14 protein-coding genes are annotated in these 17,889 nt (G+C 68.9%); 9 read left to right on the top strand and 5 right to left on the bottom strand.

Translation table 11 applies throughout. The features are described from left to right. Window positions 1-1,310: nitrate- and nitrite sensing domain-containing protein (locus AB0L53_RS24215; RefSeq protein WP_363997742.1), on the bottom strand; the 1,310-nt coding region annotated here is incomplete at its 3' end. Window positions 1,311-1,886: 576 nt separating this feature from the next. Here AB0L53_RS24215 and AB0L53_RS24210 point away from each other — a divergent pair. From AB0L53_RS24210 to AB0L53_RS24195, 4 genes are all read left to right on the top strand, one after another. Next, window positions 1,887-2,873, top strand: a complete 987-nt coding sequence (locus tag AB0L53_RS24210) for an ABC transporter substrate-binding protein (RefSeq protein WP_363997739.1) — start codon at window positions 1,887-1,889, stop codon at window positions 2,871-2,873. Continuing rightward, window positions 2,870-3,643, top strand: coding sequence for an ABC transporter permease subunit (locus AB0L53_RS24205; RefSeq protein WP_363997736.1), 774 nt, complete (start codon window positions 2,870-2,872; stop codon window positions 3,641-3,643). Before AB0L53_RS24210 ends, AB0L53_RS24205 begins: the two co-directional genes overlap by 4 nt. Continuing rightward, complete coding sequence (locus AB0L53_RS24200; RefSeq protein ID WP_363997733.1) at window positions 3,640-4,419, top strand: ABC transporter permease; 780 nt, start codon at window positions 3,640-3,642, stop codon at window positions 4,417-4,419. Before AB0L53_RS24205 ends, AB0L53_RS24200 begins: the two co-directional genes overlap by 4 nt. A 99-nt stretch (window positions 4,420-4,518) precedes the next feature. After that, window positions 4,519-5,463, top strand: a complete 945-nt coding sequence (locus tag AB0L53_RS24195) for a methyltransferase (protein WP_363997730.1) — start codon at window positions 4,519-4,521, stop codon at window positions 5,461-5,463. Window positions 5,464-5,614: 151 nt separating this feature from the next. Here AB0L53_RS24195 and AB0L53_RS24190 read toward each other — a convergent pair whose 3' ends face one another. The 4 genes from AB0L53_RS24190 to AB0L53_RS24175 all read right to left on the bottom strand — a co-directional run bounded on the left by AB0L53_RS24190 (window position 5,615) and on the right by AB0L53_RS24175 (window position 11,746). Then, a complete protein-coding gene (locus AB0L53_RS24190) occupies window positions 5,615-8,956 on the bottom strand; it encodes a S8 family serine peptidase (RefSeq protein WP_363997727.1) in 3,342 nt (1,113 codons plus the stop codon). Between the two features lie 219 nt (window positions 8,957-9,175). Then, window positions 9,176-9,880: a TIGR03943 family protein gene (locus AB0L53_RS24185; protein WP_358425789.1), complete on the bottom strand. Its 705-nt coding sequence runs from the start codon at window positions 9,878-9,880 to the stop codon at window positions 9,176-9,178. Further along, window positions 9,877-10,902, bottom strand: coding sequence for a permease (locus AB0L53_RS24180; protein ID WP_358425791.1), 1,026 nt, complete (start codon window positions 10,900-10,902; stop codon window positions 9,877-9,879). Before AB0L53_RS24180 ends, AB0L53_RS24185 begins: the two co-directional genes overlap by 4 nt. 151 nt (window positions 10,903-11,053) lie before the next feature. After that, entirely contained in the window at window positions 11,054-11,746 is a 693-nt protein-coding gene (locus AB0L53_RS24175; RefSeq protein ID WP_363997722.1) for a hypothetical protein, read from the bottom strand. A gap of 184 nt (window positions 11,747-11,930) precedes the next feature. Between AB0L53_RS24175 and AB0L53_RS24170 the strand changes: the two genes are divergently transcribed. From AB0L53_RS24170 to AB0L53_RS24150, 5 genes are all read left to right on the top strand, one after another. Beyond that, the gene (locus tag AB0L53_RS24170) at window positions 11,931-13,160 is read left to right on the top strand and encodes a histidine kinase (RefSeq protein WP_363997719.1); all 1,230 of its coding nucleotides are present in this window, start codon (window positions 11,931-11,933) and stop codon (window positions 13,158-13,160) included. Beyond that, entirely contained in the window at window positions 13,157-13,816 is a 660-nt protein-coding gene (locus AB0L53_RS24165) for a response regulator transcription factor (protein ID WP_363997716.1), read from the top strand. Before AB0L53_RS24170 ends, AB0L53_RS24165 begins: the two co-directional genes overlap by 4 nt. 201 nt (window positions 13,817-14,017) lie before the next feature. Further along, entirely contained in the window at window positions 14,018-15,754 is a 1,737-nt protein-coding gene (locus AB0L53_RS24160; protein ID WP_363997713.1) for a sigma-70 family RNA polymerase sigma factor, read from the top strand. 69 nt (window positions 15,755-15,823) lie between these two features. Next, entirely contained in the window at window positions 15,824-17,437 is a 1,614-nt protein-coding gene (locus AB0L53_RS24155) for an AbfB domain-containing protein (RefSeq protein WP_363997710.1), read from the top strand. Between the two features lie 221 nt (window positions 17,438-17,658). Continuing rightward, window positions 17,659-17,889: a hypothetical protein gene (locus AB0L53_RS24150; RefSeq protein WP_363997707.1), complete on the top strand. Its 231-nt coding sequence runs from the start codon at window positions 17,659-17,661 to the stop codon at window positions 17,887-17,889.

The raw sequence follows: 17,889 nt of genomic DNA, 5'->3' as shown, positions 1-17,889 counted from the left end.
AGCTTGAACAGGTTCGCCAACCGGCTCTCGTCCTGCTCGCCCTGCTCCAGCCCGTCGATGAGGGTGATCTGCCGCTCGACCAGCGTCTGGCTTCTACGGGACAGGTTGACGAACATCGCGTTGACGTTGCTTCGGAGTCGGGACTCCTCACCGGCCAGCCGGACGGCTTCCCGGTGTACCTCGTCGAACGCCCGCGCCACCTCCCCGATTTCGTCCGTCGACGAGATGGCGATTGGCGGCACCTGTACATCGTCCGCGCTGACCTCGCTGGTGCGGAGCTGCCGCACGAGCTCAGGCAGTGTTTGGCCGGCGACCTTGAGCGCGTCTCCGCGCAACCGCCTGAGCGGCCGGACGAGTGAGCGGGCCATGACGGCGGTGACGGCGAGGACCAGGATGATCAGGGTGATGACGAGGGCGATGTTGAGCCCGGCCACGTACTGGTCGTTGCCCTGCACGTCGGCGCTGATGGTGGCGACCTGCTGCGACATCGCCTTCTGCACGGTGTGCGCGCTGTCGACGGTGTCGCTGATGGACTCGACCCAGCGGGCGACGTCGTCGGTCGTCGAGGTGTCGAGCCGCCGCAGGGACAGGCCCGTGTTGGTGAGGAACACGGCCCTGTTCATGTAGAACTCGCCCCGCCCGACCTTCACGCTGGCGACCGTGTTGTCGTAGAACTGCCGCTGGGCGAGGGTGGCCACGGTGCGGAAGGAGGTGCGTTCGCTCTCACGCCTGGAGCGGGCGTCGAGGAACGCCTTGTACTCGGGTTCTTCGAACGACCCCCTGACCAGCGCGATCATCAGCAGACCCCGCAGTTTGGAGGTCTCCTCCTCATAGCGGGCGATGGCTCGCAGGGCCGCGGTCGTGGAGATGAGCTGCTCGTCTGTCGAGCCCTGTGTGACCTCGTCGTAGAGCTGCAGCATGTCGGCGATGGCCTCGGAATACTTCTCCATCGTCGGGAGCGGCGGCAGCTGCGTGCCGGCCACAGTGGCGCGTAGCGAGGCGAGCTGGGTCAGCCTGGTGCGTATGGTGGCCAGCTTCTTGCGGCCGAGATCGGACAGCGAGTCCTCGGCCGTCGCGGCGGCCGCGTTCGTGCGCACCACGCTGGCGTTCACGATGCCCTGCTGGGCCGCGAGCTGCTCCTTCTCGGCCGATGCCCTGTTGGAGGCGACGAACTGCGCCGAGAGGTCACGCTCGAGGGCCATCTCGCGGGACAGCTCGCCGAGTTGCGCGACGAGGGAACTCACGTTGCTGATGTGCTGATACTGCTGTGCGCTGCTGATCGAGGTGGCGACGCGTAACCCACCCAGCATAACGGCAACCAGGGTGGGAATGGCAATCAGAGAAATGAGGCGGGTCCGCACCCGCCAATTGCTCAGGGCCATTGCGCTGCCGCGGGCGGGCACCGGCTCGGCTGACATCGAATTCGCTACTGAATGTCCCGGCAGAGCGGGGGCCCCGACGCGACCGTGTTTGGTCGTCGTTGTCCTCACTAGTGGCAACCTCTCGCGTGGCCTGCTGCAGGGAATTGGTCACACTGCCGAGTGATTGCAGGCAAGTTGGCGGCCAATTGGATCACGAACTTCAGCGATTAGCCAACTCCTCGGAAGTTTCAACCGGTCCAACGCGAGGATTTTTTTGTTGATGGTTTAAGTAGGTTTTAAATTACAGTGCATATATCAGGAAATCATGCCAATCTGGTCATACGGCAGTAAACGGTACTCTGGGTACATTGGGCCTCTATCTCCACATATATTGTGTTTCATTGAAAAATTCGGATATACGTGGCATAGCGCTTCAGGTTTGATCTTCCCTCCGCTACGCTTCACGCTCGGCGTTCCCGATGTCGGATCGCCAGACGCTGCTTCCCCTGGTAGGAGACCCCCCCGATGACCCGCACACTGCGCTGTCGCGCCCTTCTTCTCGGCGCCGCAGTCGCTCTCACCCTTACCGCCTGTGGTGGGAACAGCGACTCTCCTGGCGCGTCAGCCAACAGCAAGGGCTTAGAGAAGACCACCATCAAGGTCGGCGCGCTGCCGATTCCCGACGCTGTGTCGCTATACATCGCCAACGACAAGGGCTTCTTCAAGGAGGAGGGCCTGACGGTCCAGCCGGTCACCATTACCGGCGGCGCGGCGGCCATCCCCCAGGTTAAGAGCGGTGCACTGGACATCTCTCAGACCAACTACGCCTCGACGTTCCTGGCCGCCAGCAAGGGTGAGAAGCTCAAACTGGTCGCGGACGCGTACCAGGCCGGCCCGAACACCTTCAACATCATGGTTCCGAAGGATTCACCGATCAAAACGGTCGCTGACCTCAAGGGAAAGACCGTCCTGGTCAACAATCTCCGGAACATCGCCACGCTGGCTGTGACTACGCAACTGAAGGTGGCGGGACTCACCGAGAACGACGTCAAGTTCGCCGAGAAGCCGTTCCCCGACATGGGCAATGCGATTACCAGCGGGCAGGGTGACGCCTGCTGGATCACCGAGCCGTTCATCACCGCCAATCAGAGCAAGCTGGGCTTCCGCAAGCTGGCCGACACCATGACGGGCGAGACCGAGGACCTGCCGATCGCGGGCTGGATGGCCACCGACGGGTGGGCGCAGAATAACCCGAAGACGCTGGCCGCCTTCCAACGGGCGATCGCCAAGGCGCAGGACCTCGCATCGAGTAACCGCAAGGAGATCGAAGCGATGCTGCCCAAGTACACGAAGATCGACGCGAAGACCGCTTCGGTCATCACCTTGGGCACCTATCCGAACGCGTTGAGCGCCACCCGACTGCAAAAGGTGGCCGATCTCATGCTCGACTACAAGTACCTCACCAGTCCTTTCGACGTGAAGTCGATCATCGCGGCACCGTCGAGCGGATGACCCGTGCACGACTGCTCCGCGGCGTCGTGGGCGCCGCGGGCTTTCTTGTTGTCGGAGAGCTGATCATCCGGTTCGGGCTGAGCCCCGACCTGGTCTTCCCGCCGCCCTCGGCCATCCTGTACGAGGCGGTGCTCCTCCTGGCCGACCGAGACTTCCTGATGGGAGCGCTCACGACGCTCACGAACTGGGCGCTCGGCCTGCTGGTCGCGGTGGCGGTGGCCGTCCCGGCGGGCGTCCTGCTCGGCGCGCTGACCCCGATGGAGCGCGCCCTCCGGCCGCTGCTGGAGTTCCTGCGGCCCATCCCCTCTGTCGCGATCATTCCGCTGGCGATCCTGCTGATCCCGGAGGACGAGCTGATGAAGGTCTCCGTCATCGTCTACGCGTCGGTCTGGCCGATACTGATCAACACGTTGTACGGCATGCACGACGTCGACCCGCTGGCCAAGGAGTCCCTGCGCAGCTTCGGATTCGGCAGGCTGTCCGTGCTCGGCAGGGTGAGCCTGCCCAGTGCCGCACCCTTCGTCGCCACCGGCATCCGGATCGCCGCCGGGATCGCGCTGATCATCGCCGTCAGCGCCGAGCTGCTCGCCGGAGGCGTCGCGGGCTTGGGGGTCTTCGTGGTCCAGGCGGGAAGCGGGAACAGGACCGACCTCATCATGGCGGCCACGTTCTGGGCCGGCGCGTTCGGCCTGCTGGCCAACGTGGCGTTGCAGGCGGCGGAGCGCCGCCTGTTCCGCTGGCGCCTGGTGCGGACGGGGGCGGTGTCGTGAAGTCGCTCGCCAGGTCCTGGGTAATCCTCGTCGTCATCGTCTTCTGGGAGCTCGTCGCGCGGCGGCTCGAGGACACGGACTTCCCGCCGCCCACAACGATCGTCTCCCGCATGTACGAGCTGTGGTTCTCCGGCCCGGCCGCACGACTTTTCCTCACAGATGACGCGTTGGCCAACATCCTGCCCAGCCTGGGACGCATGTTCTCCGGGTGGATCCTGGCCTCGCTCATCGGAGTGGTGCTGGGAGTGCTCCTGGGGCGCTCGCGGGTGGCGACCGACTACGTGAGCGTGCTGATCGAGTTCGGCCGCGCCATTCCGCCGCCGTTGCTGCTGCCGTTGTTCATCGTGTTGTTCCAGGCGGGCCTGCGGATACAGCTCGCTGTGATCGTGTCCGGGGTGATCTGGCCGGTGCTGCTCAACTCGATGGACGGGGCCAGGTCGGTGGACCGGACCTACACCGAGACCGCCACCGTCTTCGGGCTGTCGAGGGCGCAGCGCCTGGGCCGGATCGTCATCCCCGCCGCCTCACCCAAGATCTTCGCGGGCCTGCGGCTGAGCCTGTCGCTGGCGCTGATCCTCATGGTGATCTCTGAGGTGTTCGGCAGCACGGACGGCATCGGCTACCAGCTGCTGACAGCACAGCGCAGCTTCGACACACCCGCGGTGTGGGCGACGATCGCGCTGCTGGGGATGCTCGGCTTCATCGTGAACGCGCTTTTCGTGGTGGCGGAGCGCCGGGTGCTGGTCTGGCACAGGCAGGCCACCCAGACGCCATGACCTCTCTTGGAACCTCCTGGAACCTTTTGGAAGGGACAAATGCCACACTCCGACAGCCTCCTCTGGAAATCTGTTTCCGACATTTCGCGATTCGCGGCTTTGCTGACCATGGCGGAGCTGGGCGTAGCCGACCACTTGGCGGATGGGCCGCTCGACAGCGAGGAACTGGCCAAGAGGTGCGGGGCGCACGCCCCCTCGCTCCGCCGGGTCCTGCGTGAGCTGGCGAGCATGGGGGTCGTCCGCACAGCCGGCGCCGACGGCTACGGCCTGACCGACACGGGCACCACGCTCCGCTCCGACGTCCCCGGCTCGATCCGCTCCTCGATCCGCGCGCTGGGCGAGGAAGGCTTCTGGTACGCGATGGGCAAGCTGCCGGACACGGTGCGCCAGGGCAGCTCAGCATTCGTCGCGAAGTACGGGAAGTTGTACGAGCATCTGGCGAAAAATCCTGACGCGGGCCGCATATTCGACGACTACATGGCTACCAGGGCGATCACGTTCACGGATGGCCTGGTCAAGCGGTACGACTTCGCGGGCGTTGAGACCATGGTGGACGTCGCCGGGGGCAGTGGCCACATTATGGCCACGGTCCTGCACGCCAATCCGGGCATGCGCGGCATCCTCTTCGATCTCGACCAGGTGGCGGCCCGGGCCAGGGACCTGCTGGCCACCGAGGGCCTGGCCGATCGGTACGAGGTCGTGGCCGGCGACTTCTTCGCCTCGGTTCCGGCGGGCGCGGACGCCTATCTGCTGGCGAGCATCCTGCACAACTGGGACGACGGCGACGCCCTACGGATTCTGCGCAATGTCCGCCACGCGATGAACCCCGGCGGCCGGGTGCTGGTGCTGGAGGTGGCACTGCCCGACGACGAGGCGCCGCATCTGGGCAAGGATCTCGACCTGCGCATGCTGGCCATCTTCAACGGCGGCCTCGAGCGTAGCCGGGAGGAGTACGCGACGCTGTTCGAGCAGGCCGGCCTGGAGCTGGCGGAGGTCGTCGAGCTGGGCGCGGGAGCGAGCCTCCTTGAGGCCAGACCCGTCTGAGGCAGGCGTCCTGAGCGGATCCGCGGCCGTTCGCCGCCCGATATGACCGATATGATCATCGGACGGTGACTCCGCAGACGGTGACGCGTCGGGCGGTGACGCGTCGGGCGGTGACGCCGCGGGCGGGCGAGCCGCCCGCGGCGCTACCGGATCACTGGACGGTGATCTTGTCCACTTCGACGGTGACCCCCTTGACCTGCGGGGTCGAGGTGGCCGTCGTCACGTTGCCGACGCCCGGGCTGACCCCCTTGATCTTCATCGAGTAGGTCAGGGCACCGCCGGGCGCGCCGGGTGTGCTCGTGACCACGAGGTCCTGGGTGGGCGGCCCGGAGATCTGGTCGCCCGCCGTACCCTCATCGTTCTCCGCGCCCACGGTCAGTCCCGCGCCCGCGGGGGCGTCGCCCGGCAGGTTGGCCGGGTCGTAGGCGTAGCTGATGTCCTCCACGCCGTTGAGCCCGATCCACTGCTGGAACACCTTGAGGCTGCTCGTGCCGAAGGTGTGGACCCGCCATTCCAGCACCAGCCAGCGGCTGACGCCGTCGGTCAGCGTCCCGGCGAAGACGCCGGGGGCGCCGGTGCCGTCGAGGTCGGTCCAGTAGGAGGCGAGCACGGCGTTCGGCCGCGCCGGGTCGGGCAGCGTCTGCGGGAGGAAGGCGATGTCGTCGGCGCCGTTGGTGCCGCCGGCCACGCTGTAGCCGTTGGAGACCACGCCGATCCTGGTGTAGGTCTTACCGGCGAAGGTGAAGGCGGGCACCGTGAAGTTCAGCGCCTGCTCGTCCCCGATCGGCGTCGGTGTGATGCCGAAGGCGTCCAACGGAAGATATCCGGCAGGACCCGCACCCGGCGCGATGGTCGGCTTGTCGGGCTGGCGGCCGGCCAGTGTCGCCTTGGCTGTCGCGATCTGGGTGCCGATCTTGGTGGCCCCGGTCACGCTGTTCAGCCGCAGGCGTGCGTCGAGTGTGCTCAGCGCGGTCACCTCGGTGCTGGACAGGCTGTTGTTCTGCACAGTGACCGTGCAGGTGGACTCACCGGTGTTCCTCGGGATGGTGGCCGGCGCGCAGGTCTGGTCGACCGGCACGATGCCTTCCTGACGGAAGAAGGCCACCGGCAGGTGCAGCGCCCGCGAGCCGCCGACCTGCTTGAGGTTCACCTGGCCGAAGTACTGCCCATCGGGCAAATCCGGCGCGGTGATGACCACCGTCAGCTTCGTGCTCTTGCCCGGTGCGACGGTGAAGCGCGCCGGCAGCACCGTGATGTTGGCGCCGCTGACGGTCGTGGCCGAGGCGGAGAAGGTGAGCGACTTGCTGGTGGTGTTCGTGACCGTGCGCTTGGCGGTGATGAGGCCGGGCATGGTCGGCGCGTTCACCGAGGGCAGGTTGAGGTCGATCCGGTTGAGCGGGTCGGTGGCCGAGGCGATGAAGTTGGCCGCGCTCTCGTCCAGGGTCAGTCCGGGGTCACCTGCCTTGGTCAGGTCGATGCGCCCGCCGCCCATGTCGAACGGGTCCGCGGGGGTGACGCGGTCCTGCTTGGTGACCGCGGTCTTGGCCGTGGTCTCCAGGGCCGACTTCACCTGTCCCGGTGTCCAGGTCGGGTGCAGGGCGAACACGAGCGCGGCCGAGCCGGTCACGTGCGGCGCCGACATGGACGTGCCCTGGATGACCTGGTACAGGTTGCCGGGCGGCCCTTCGAGCGGTGACTCGGGAGTCGGGGTCATGCCCGCCAGGATGTGCAGGCCGGGCCCGGTGACGTCGGGCTTGAGGAAGTCCCCGCCGGGACCGCGCGAGGAGAAGTAGGTCATCACGTCGCCTTGCCAGCTGGCCTTGACTCCCTGGGTGAACGACGCCGTCGCGCCCGGATGCGCGGACAGGAAGCTCATGAGTACGTCGGTCTCGGGCTTGTTGACGTGCACCGACGGGACCCAGTGGGCGTCGGTGAAGACGTCGAACGGGAAGGCGTTGTAGAGGATCATCCCCGCCGCGCCGCCCTGCTTGACGTTGAAGCTCTTCAGCACCCGGTTCGGGCCGCGCTCGCAGGCGACGATCTTCCCGGTGAAGATCCCGGCAGGTGCCGGGGTGTCACACAAGGAGTTGGAGTACGGCGGAGCGGACGCCAGCACCACCGGCAGCGGCGAGGCGAGCCCGGAGGTGACGGACGCGCCCTTGATCGTGGCCGTCGCGCCACCGCCGGACAGCGTGATCGTGGACTGGAACGTTCTGGTCTGCGTGGACGCGGCCACCGTGGTCACCCACGGGCTGCGGTGGTCGGTGGTGTTGGCGTCGGGCCCCGAGTTGCCCGCCGACGCCGAGACCAGCACGCCCGCCGCGTACGCGTCGAGGAAGGCCAGCTCGACCGGGTCGCTGTAGGGGTCGGAGCCACCGGAGATCGAGAAGTTGATGACCCGGACGCCGTCCAGAATGGCGCGTGCCACCGCCTGCGCCGAGTCGGACGGGAAGCAGCCCTCCGCGCCGCACACCTTGTAGACCGAGACTTCGGCGGCGGGCGCGATGCCGTGGATCGGGCCGCGGCTGATCCCCATCGGGTTCGCGTCGGCCACCGGGCCGCCGGCCGACGTGGTGGCGGTGTGGGTGCCGTGCCCGTTGGAGTCACGGGCGCTGTCCGGGTAGACCTCGCCACCGAAGACCGCGTTGTAGGTCTCCAGGAACGGTTGTCCGCCGATCAGCTTGTTGTTGCAGGTGAAGGGATCGTTGGCCGGGGTCAGCGGGTTGTCGCCGAAGTCGCAGACCCGGGGCGTGCCGTCCTTGGTCGGACCCGCCGCGGGCAGGCCGGTCGGGGCGGCGAACTGGGGGTGCTCGGGCCAGGCGCCGGAGTCCAGCACGCCCACGATCACGCCCTTGCCCGAGGAGTTGCTGCCCCCGAGCTGGTTGTAGATGGTGTTGGCGCCGATGAACTCCGGGCTGGAGTCAGTGAGGAGCTGCTGCGGCTTGTCCTCCTGTACGGCGACCGCGCCGGGCAGCTTCAACACCTCGGCCGCCTTGTTGCCCGGGATCCGGAGCGCGATGCCGCCATAGACGGTCCTGACCCGCTGGCCTACCACGGCCCCCGGAACCTTGCCGGCCAGCTGGTCCAGGAACGCCTTCTCCACGCTCTCGATGTGCTGGCCGTACTTCTTGACCTCGGCACTCCTGGTGTCGAGGGCCTTGCCGGTGACGGCGGGACTGGTGCCCGGCAGACCGGGCAGCCCGCCCCGATAGGCGGCGAGCGAGTCGTAGTCCAGCTTGACCATGATGTTGATCGGCGCCGGCGAAGTGGTCCGCAACAGCGCCTGGTCACTCTTGGCGAGCTTGCCCGTCGGGGACTTGGCGCCCTCGACGAGCTGGGCGCCGGTGATGGGGGTGGCCTGCCACTTCCCGTTCGCGGGAGAGGGTGTGGGGGTGGCCCGCGCCGCTGCCGGGCTCATCACCGCCACCATGCTCAGGCCGATGACCACCGACGCGAGCCGCCGCGCACGGGATAAGCGGGGACTGGATAACACAAGATCCTCCTCATCGAGGCTGCATGGACTCACCACGCCGCCAAGGAGGCATCAGGTCACCCCGCGTCGAGGCACACCGGAGAGATCACTGAACCCTCCCCGGTGGGTGACAAGCCGTATGAGCCGCCCGGCGGGGCGGCTCGGTACCGACCGGAGTGTAACCAGCGATCACGCGGCCGAGAACCCCACCGAGTTGCCATAATCCGGCGGGCAATTTGGCTATTCGTACGGCTCCGCCGGTTGATCGATCTTCACTACGTCGGTGGCGGTCATGTCAGGGATCACGTAGCCGTTGGGGATCTTGCCCTTCCACGGGATCCATGAGCCGGTGACCTGTACCCAGGAGTTCTCCCTCGGAGCCGGTACGCCCCGGACCGCCACCTTCAAGGCGAGGGCGTCGGCGGCGCAGCAACTCATCTGCATCCTGGTGACGTACCAGAGATTCTTCTTCTTCGACGGCACCACGAAGCCGGTCAGCTTGACCTGCCGGCCCGCGAGCGACGTGCCGGCGGGGTCGTAGGCGCGCCCGATGAACTCGCCGAGCGCCAGCCGGGGCGCGCCGTCGGAGAGCTCACGAAAGGCCGCGGGGGCGGGCGGGCGCGGCGCGGGCGCGTCGTCCTCGCCGCCTGCCGCGAACGAGCCCAGCGCGGGAGGTGCGATCAGCACGATGGCGAACACCGGCACGGCCAGCAGCCACGCCACCCGTGGCCCGTGGTCGTGACCGTGGTCGTGCCCATCAGCCTGCCCGCGCCACTGCCTGACCAGGGACACCAGGGCGAGGGTCGCCAGCACCACCCCGGCTCCGACGAGTAACGGCCGGAAACCCGGTTTGACGTAGTTGACGTACGTGGTGGAGAAGGCGGAGATGTTCAGCAGCGCCCCGCCGAGGATCAGCAGCATCAGGCTCTGCGTCTGGCGTTTCACAGCAGCACCCATCCGGTGACGAAGCTGACGCCGATCGCCAGCGTCAGCGTGAGGGGCACGAAGCGCCAGGTGAAGGGCCGCCCGAACGTACCCGCCTGCAACGCGATCAGTTTCAGGTCGACCATCGGCCCCACCACCAGGAAGGCGAGCTTGGCCGTGGGCGAGAAGGCGGTCAGGGAGGCGGCCACGAACGCGTCGGCCTCCGAGCAGATCGACAACAGCACCGCCAGCAGCGCCAGCACCAGCACGGACACCACCGGAATCCCGGCCACGGAGGTGAGCCACGAGCGGGGGACCACCACGTTGAGCGTCGCCGCGGTCAGCCCGCCGATGACCAGGAACCCGCCGGTATGCAGCAGGTCGTGGCACATCGCGTCCACGAACGCGCCCCATTTGCCAGGCCCGGGCGCCGTGGTACGGCGGGGCACCGGCAGCCACTCGGTGCGCCCGAACCGCGCCCAGATCCAGCCGGCCAGCACGGCCACGGCCAGCGAGGCGCCGAACCGCGCGACCACCATCGCCGGGTCGCCGGGAAAGGCCACCGCCGTGGCCACCAGCACAACCGGGTTGATCGCCGGCGAGGCGAGCAGGAACGCCAGCGCCGCGGCGGGCGCCACACCACGCGCCATCAGCCCCGAGGCCACCGGCACCGAGGCGCATTCGCACCCGGGCAGCACCGCGCCCGCCACCCCGGCCACCGGCACCGCCGCGTAGGTCTGACGCGGCAGGGCCCTGGTCCAGAACGAGGCGGGCACGAACGCGGTGATGGCCGCCGACAACGCCACCCCGAACACCAGGAACGGCAGCGCCTGCACACACACTGCCACGAAGATGGTGGCCCACGTCTGCAGCGCCGGAGCCGTGAGGTGGGGCGCCAGCAGGAACCGGCCCGCCACCAGCAGCGCGATCAGGCCGACGAACGACCACGGCAGCAACGACTGACGGGCAGGTCCGCGCCCCCACGAGTCCGGTGGGAGACGATCTTCCGCCTCGGGCCAATCCAGCGGGGTTCCCTGTGTCATCGCCCTCCCTGCCCAGCGCTCGGTCCTGATGACACGCGAGCAGCAGATTAGCGGGTTCCGCGATGTCCTTGCCGGAGGCCGAAACCAGGGGTGCCCGGTTGCCACCGTCCCGGGGAGCCCCCCTCGCCCAAGGCGCTCAGGCTTCGGACGTTCAGGTGACAGTGGGGGCCGCCGCGGCCGGTCGTGGTGCGGGCATGGCGGTGACGTCCCAGTCGGTGTCGGACAGCCTGAGGGTGCGTACGCCCAGCCGGCCGAACACCACCGCGATCGCGCCGAGCGCGGCGAGCTCCACCGCGGCCGGCGGGTCATCGGGTAACACGTTGTGTACGATCACGACGGCGGTGATCAGCGCCGGGGCCCACCAGCCGATCAGCCCGGCTCGCCAGGCCGCCCAGGCCAGCAGCGCTATGCCGATGCCGAAGCTGGTCAGCAGGACGAAGAAGATCACGAGCGCCGGGTCGGCGTTGAGCCTGTCCTCGAAGGCCCGCATCTGTGCCGGATCGCCGCCGGCCAGTGACCGCATGACGAGGTACACCGTGGCGAGTCCCATGTGTCCCAGCGCGCCGAGCAGGGTGCACAGTCCTCCCAGGTGGGCGAGCAGTGAGCCGCGGTCGCGAGCCTGGTGGACGATGCCGCCGATCGCGGGCACGGTGAGCACCGCCGATGCCAGCAGCGTCAGCGCCGAGGCGGTCATCAGTCCCGGCCGGCCGACCGCGGCGCCGTAGAAACCGGTTCCGCCGGTCGGGTCGAGTGGGTCTTGGGCTACCAGCAGCGTGCCGAAGCCGATCAGGCTGAGCCCCGCCGCGATGCGGCGGAGACGGCGGGCGTCGGAGAAAGCGGACATGATGTCCCTCCCGTGGTCGCGACCGTCTCGATGGCGGCCGACGCCTCAATGTCCTGCCGGGACGCCACCGCGGTCGTCGGCAGTACGGCTCGATCCGGGTCCGCCCACGGGATGACGGCCGCACCTGAAAACGTCGTCCCCCAGGCTGACTCGCCGCAGCTCCCCGCAGGCTTATCGTCAACCCATGGTCAGGCTTACCGCATCGCCGCACCGGCGCGACGTGCTCCTGGCGCTGGGCATCGCCGGCCTCGCCCAGGCGGAGGTGTGGTCCGGCACCGTCGTGGGCGGCTCCCGGCCGGCGGTGGCCGCCACCGTGCTGGTGACGGGCCTGGCACTGGCATGGCGCAGACGGGCCCCGACGGCGGTGCTGGTGATCGTGTTCGGCGGCCAGATCGTCCAGGCCGCGCTCGGCGTGGACTCCAACAGCGGCTTCTCGACGCTGTTCGCCCTGGTCATCGCGATCTTCTCGGCGGCCTTCCACGCGCGGCACCCCATGGCGGTCCTGCCCGTGTCACTGGGCCTGGTCGCGGTGGCGGTGCTGATCGAGAAGGGACCCTCGCCCGCCGACCTGCTCTACGCGGGTGTGTTCGTGACGGGTGTGTGGCTGGCCGGTCACGCGGTGAGCATCAGACAAATCCGCGCCGAGCTGTCCGAACAGCGGGCCGCGCAGATCAAGCGCGAAGCCGACTGGCGGGCGGCGGCCGCGGTCAACCAGGAGCGCGCCCGGATCGCCCGCGAGCTGCACGACGTGGTGGCCAACAGCATGGCGGCGATGGCGCTGCACGTCGGCGGGATCCGCCGGCTCCTGCGGCCCGAACAGCAGGCCGAGCGGGAGGCGCTCCTGGTGGCCGAGCAGACCGGGCGTCAAGCGCTGACCGAGATGCACCGGCTCCTCGCCCTGCTCCGCGAACCGGACGCACCCGTGTCGCACACCTCCCTGCCACGGCTGGCCGACGTCGGTGACCTGCTCGAACCGCTCCGGGCGGGCGGCCTGAGGGCCGAGCTGCGGGTTGAGGGCACTCCCTTACCGCTGCCGCCCAGCATCGACCTGTCGGCGTACCGGATCTTGCAGGAGGCGATCACCAACGTGGGCAAGCATGCCGACGCCACCCGGATCGACTGCGTGATCCACTACGGCGACAAGACGCTACGCCTGGATGTCCTCGACGATGGCAGGCCACCGCAGGCGGACGGCAGGTCAGCACGGACGGACAGCAGGTCACCACCGGCCGACGGGCCGACGCCTTGGAGCGGCCACGGACTTGTCGGGATGCGCGAACGGGTCGCGCTCTACGACGGGACACTGGAGGCCGGTCCGCAGCCGGGCTGCGGCTACCGTGTCACCGCCGTCCTCCGGCTGACCGGTCAGTCCGGGCAGTCCGGGCAGTCCGGGCAGTTCGGGCAGGGCTCATGACGATCCGCGTGCTTCTGGCCGACGACCAGCAGATGATCCGCGCCGGGCTGCGCCTGATCATCTCGGCGGAGCCCGACATCCAGGTGGTGGGCGAGGCCGGTGACGGGTTCGGCGCGGTGACCGCGGCACGCAGGCTCCGCCCGGACGTGACACTCATGGACATCCGCATGCCCAGGCTGGACGGCATCCAGGCCACCCAACGCCTCTTCGCCGACACCCCGCCGCCGACCCGCGTCATCGTCCTGACCACCTTCGACATCGACTCCTACGTCTACGAGGCGCTTCGGGCGGGGGCGAGTGGCTTCCTGCTCAAGAACGCGCCCCCGGAAGACCTCGTCCACGCCATCCGCGTCGTCGCCTCCGGCGCGGGGTTGCTCGACCCGGCCGTCACCCGGCGGGTGATCGAGGAGTTCGCCCGCACACCCGCGCCACTCCCGCCGCCACCGCAGGTCGCCAGCTTGACCGCACGCGAGCTCGAGGTCCTGCACCTGGTCGCGCGCGGCCTGTCCAACGCGGAGATCGCGGCCCGTCTGTACGTCAGCGAAGCCACCGTCAAGACCCACGTCGCCCGGATGCTCACCAAACTCGCCCTCCGCGACCGCGTCCAGGCCGTCGTGTACGCCTACGAACACGGCCTCATCCGCGCCGGTAACTGACCCACGATGCTCCTGTCCGAGCACGACAGCGCTGCCCGGCGACATCCACACCACCACTCACCTCGTCGCATGTCCACGACCTCATCGTGCGCACCACGCCACCAACAGGCATATAAGCGACAAAATGGTGTTTTGTGTTATCTCAGTGGTGATGTTCCCGTCTCCTGGTCGGAGCATCAGAGCTCCGGATCGGGGTGATGGATGTACGCGCGGCCGACGTACGAGGTCGAAACGGTGCTGGCGGCCGGGGCAGGCGATCACAGAGCGGTCGACGAGCTGGTGAGGAGCCATCTGCAGCTCGTGTACAACATCGCCGGCCGCGCCATGAACGGCCACCCGGACGTGGACGACGTCGTGCAGGAGACCATGGCCAGGGTCGTGACCGGGTTGTCCGGACTGCGCGATCCCAGGAGCTTCCGATCCTGGCTGGTCGCCATCGCCCTGAACCAGGTGCGGGAGTGGCGGCGGGCCACCGCCGCCGCCACCAACACCGCCACCCTCGACGAGGCGCTGGGCATGGCGGACGCCAGTGCCGACTTCGCCGGTCTCACCGTCACCCGGCTCGGCCTGTCCGGGCAGCGCAAGGAGACGGTGGAGGCCAGTCGCTGGCTCGACGACGACGACCGCGAGGTGCTCGCGCTGTGGTGGCTGGAGGCTGCGAACGAGCTCACCCGGACGGAGTTGGCCGCCGGCCTGGACCTGAAGGAGAGACACGCGGCCGTCCGCGTGCAGCGGGTCAAGCGGCGGCTGGAGTCGGCCCGCGCGGTGGTGCGGGCGCTCTCGGCCTATCCTCGCTGCGCCGGGCTGGCGTACGTGGCCGATGGCTGGACGGGCACGCCGTCACCCCTGTGGCGCAAGCGGCTGTCGCGGCACGTACGCGAGTGCCGGACCTGCGCGGATCGTCTGTCAGACCTGGTTCCGGCCGACCGGCTGCTGGCCGGGCTGGGCCTGGTGGCCCTCCCGGCGGGGTTCGCGGTGGGTCTGCTGGAGATGGCGCGGACGGCAGCCGTACCAGCGCTGAAGGGCGGCCTGCTCGCCATGGGCCCGATCAAGGGCAAGGTGGCGGCGGGCGCGGCGGGTTCCTCGCTGGCGGCCAAGCCCGTCGCGATCGCGGCGGTCAGCACCGCGCTGATCGCCGGTGGTGCGGTGATCGTCCAGAACCTCCAGCCTGAGCCGCCGCGCGGGCGGGCCGCGCCGGTGATCGCCACCTCCGTGCCCGCCTCCTCCCCGCGCCCCTTGCGGAAGCCGACGCCGACGCCGACGCGGACGCGGAGCCGTCCGGCGGGCCTGTACGGGCGCACCGTCGACACGGTGGACCAGGCGCCGCCCAAGGCTCGGCGTCCCGCCCCGCTGCCCCGGCGCGCCGCGGGCACGCTGGCCATCGGTGGGAAACACGGCTACTCAAGGTATGGCGGCGCCCCCCAGATGACGCACCGGGGTGACTACATCACCATCACCGGCAAGGGCTACGTTGAGGTCCGCTGGGGCATCCTCTACCGCAGCCGGATCGGCGACTTCCGGGCCGCCACCTGGACCGGGCTGAAGGGCAGACTGTTCCACGTCGCGTCCGGCGGTGGGCGGCGGATGGACGACGAGCAGGCGCCGGGCGTCACCTGGATGGGCGCTCCCGAGATCGGCTTCGTACGGCTGCCCCCGGGTCAGCAGCAGATGTGGCAGAACGAGTTCTACTACCTGGACGGCCAGGTCACCATCCACAACAACGAGAGCGGCACGGACATCGATCTCAACGTGGCGCCCCGGACCTGGAGCGAGGTCTGGAGGGACATCTCCACCGGGCTCGATCCCGCCAGGGGCATCGTCCGCTACGGTCTGACCCGCGACACCGGTGACGACCGCGCCCCCGTCCCGCAGTACGTCACCAGGGCGCGGCCCGCCGACCCCGCGACGGTGCCTCAGCGCAGTCGGGTCTCACCCTGAGATTTCTGTTATCACCGGACAGGCGGTTCCGTCTCCTGTGACAAGAGTGACCCCTGGGAAAGGACTTCCATGACCACGCAGCCCTCCCGCCGGAGCCTGCTGAAGGCGGCCGTGACCGTGGGCGCGGGCGCCGCCGTACTCCCCGCCCTGCCCGCTGGCGCCTCGGCCGCGGCGCTCAAGCACCCCGGCATGCTGCACACGCAGCCGGATTTCGACCGGATGCGGGCCCAGGTGAACGCCGGAGCCCAGCCTTGGAAGGCGGGCTGGGACAAACTGGTGGCCAACAGCCGCTCCAAGAGCACCTGGAAGGCTCGCCCGGTGGAGACGGTCGTCAGAGGTGGCACGGGGGCGAACCACGTGCAGCTCGCCATCGACGTGGCCGCCGCCTACCAGAACGCGCTGCGCTGGAAGATCAGCGGCGACAAGGCCCACGGCGACGCCGCCCGCGACATCCTCAACGCCTGGTCGGCCGCGCTGAAGGCGGTGACGGGCAACGCCGACCGTTTCCTCGCGGCGGGCATCCAGGGCTGGCAACTGGCCAACGTCGGCGAGATCATGCGCGGCTACCCGGGTTTCGACCTCGACCGCTTCAAGAAGATGATGCTCACCGTCTTCTACCCGCTGAACGACCGGTTCCTGCGGGGGCACAACGACGCCTGCATCACCAACTACTGGGCCAACTGGGACCTGTGCGCCATGGCCTCCATCCTGGCCATCGGCATTCTCTGCGACGACCAGGCCAAGGTCGACCAGGCCGTGGAGTACTTCAAACACGGCAAGGGCAACGGCGCCATCATGAACGCGGTGCCGTTCCTCCACCCCGGCGGCCTCGGCCAGTGGCAGGAGAGCGGCCGCGACCAGGGCCATGCCAGCCTGGGCATCGGGCTGATGGGCGTGCTGTGCGAGATGGCCTGGAACCAGGGCATCGACCTGTACGGCTACGCCGACGACCGGTTCATGAAGGGCGCCCAGTACGTTGCCAAGTACAACCTCGGCGAGAGCGTGCCGTTCACCACGTACAAGTGGGGGACCGGACAGAACTGCGCACCCCGTGAGCAGACGGAGGTCTCCGCGGCGGGACGCGGCATGAACGACCCGGTCTGGGCGCTGCTCTACAACCACTACGGGGTGCGCCGCGGGCTGCCGGTGCCCCACATCGAGGCGTACGGCAAGCGGGTTGCCCCCGAAGGGGGAGGCGGGGACTACGGCGGCAGCAAGTACGACCACCTCGGCTTCGGCACGCTGACCTTCACCCGGGCCACGGCCGCGGGCGGGGGCGGACTACTACCGAAGGGCGTCTCGCGGGCCTTCCAGTCGGTAAATCGCCCGAAGGCGTATATCCAGGCCGCGGGTGCCGTGGGCCGCATCGGGGCGACCGCGCTCGCGCTGCGCATCGTGCCCGGCCTGTCCGACGCCAAGGGATACTCCTTCGTCGACTCCGAGGGCCGATACCTGCGGCACAAGGACTTCCTGGTCCGATTCGACACCAACGACGGCACCGCGCTGTTCAAGCGCGACGCGACCTTCCACGCTCGCCAGGGCACGGTGGACGGCTCGGTGCGGCTGGAGTCGGCCAACTACCCCGGTCGGTTCGTCCGCCACCGCGACGACGCCCTCCGCCTGGACAAGGCAGAGGACACGACGCTCTTCCGCGGCGACAGCTCCTTCAAGCCGACCGCCTGACCCGAGTGCCCGGGCGGCGGCGGTGTGAGCGCGCCGCCCGGGCATCTTTCGTCAGATCTCGCAGTTGAGCTCGGTGTCGCCTCTGTCGGAGTCGCACGTGTCGGTGCCACCGTCGGCGCTGATGGTGTCGTTGCCGCCGATCCCGTCGACGGTGTTGATGGCGCGCCCTTCACCAGGCGTTCGACGCGGGGCTTCTCGAGGCGGCGCTGGACTTCTCCCACATGATGAGTTCGGCCGGTCGCGACGAGGACGTGGTGAGCTGGCTGGAACGGGCCCTGGCCAGGGTAGCCGAGAGCGGCGCCCCACCGGAGGAGGTGATCGCCCTCCGAGACCGGGTGGCCTGGTGGATCGGGGCGCGCTTTCACCAGAGCGGAGATCCCGCCCGGGCGCTCGACCTCGCGCGGGCGGCCGCGGAAGAGAGCGAACGCCTCCTGGGCGCGGAGCACGCGTAG

Origin of the sequence: Nonomuraea sp. NPDC052129, assembly GCF_040680095.1 — a bacterium.
Lineage (GTDB): Bacteria > Actinomycetota > Actinomycetes > Streptosporangiales > Streptosporangiaceae > Nonomuraea.
This window is presented reverse-complemented; position numbering and strand designations above follow the sequence as displayed.

Bases quoted from the DNA above. Each gene is read 5' to 3' on its own strand.
- AB0L53_RS24155 (WP_363997710.1), top strand. From the start codon at position 15,824: ATGACCACGCAGCCCTCCCGCCGGAGCCTGCTGAAGGCGGCCGTGACC.
- AB0L53_RS24205 (WP_363997736.1), top strand. From the start codon at position 2,870: ATGACCCGTGCACGACTGCTCCGCGGCGTCGTGGGCGCCGCGGGCTTT.
- AB0L53_RS24150 (WP_363997707.1), top strand. From the start codon at position 17,659: ATGATGAGTTCGGCCGGTCGCGACGAGGACGTGGTGAGCTGGCTGGAA.
- AB0L53_RS24160 (WP_363997713.1), top strand. From the start codon at position 14,018: ATGTACGCGCGGCCGACGTACGAGGTCGAAACGGTGCTGGCGGCCGGG.
- AB0L53_RS24210 (WP_363997739.1), top strand. From the start codon at position 1,887: ATGACCCGCACACTGCGCTGTCGCGCCCTTCTTCTCGGCGCCGCAGTC.
- AB0L53_RS24170 (WP_363997719.1), top strand. From the start codon at position 11,931: ATGGTCAGGCTTACCGCATCGCCGCACCGGCGCGACGTGCTCCTGGCG.
- AB0L53_RS24165 (WP_363997716.1), top strand. From the start codon at position 13,157: ATGACGATCCGCGTGCTTCTGGCCGACGACCAGCAGATGATCCGCGCC.
- AB0L53_RS24180 (WP_358425791.1), bottom strand. From the start codon at position 10,902: ATGACACAGGGAACCCCGCTGGATTGGCCCGAGGCGGAAGATCGTCTC.
- AB0L53_RS24175 (WP_363997722.1), bottom strand. From the start codon at position 11,746: ATGTCCGCTTTCTCCGACGCCCGCCGTCTCCGCCGCATCGCGGCGGGG.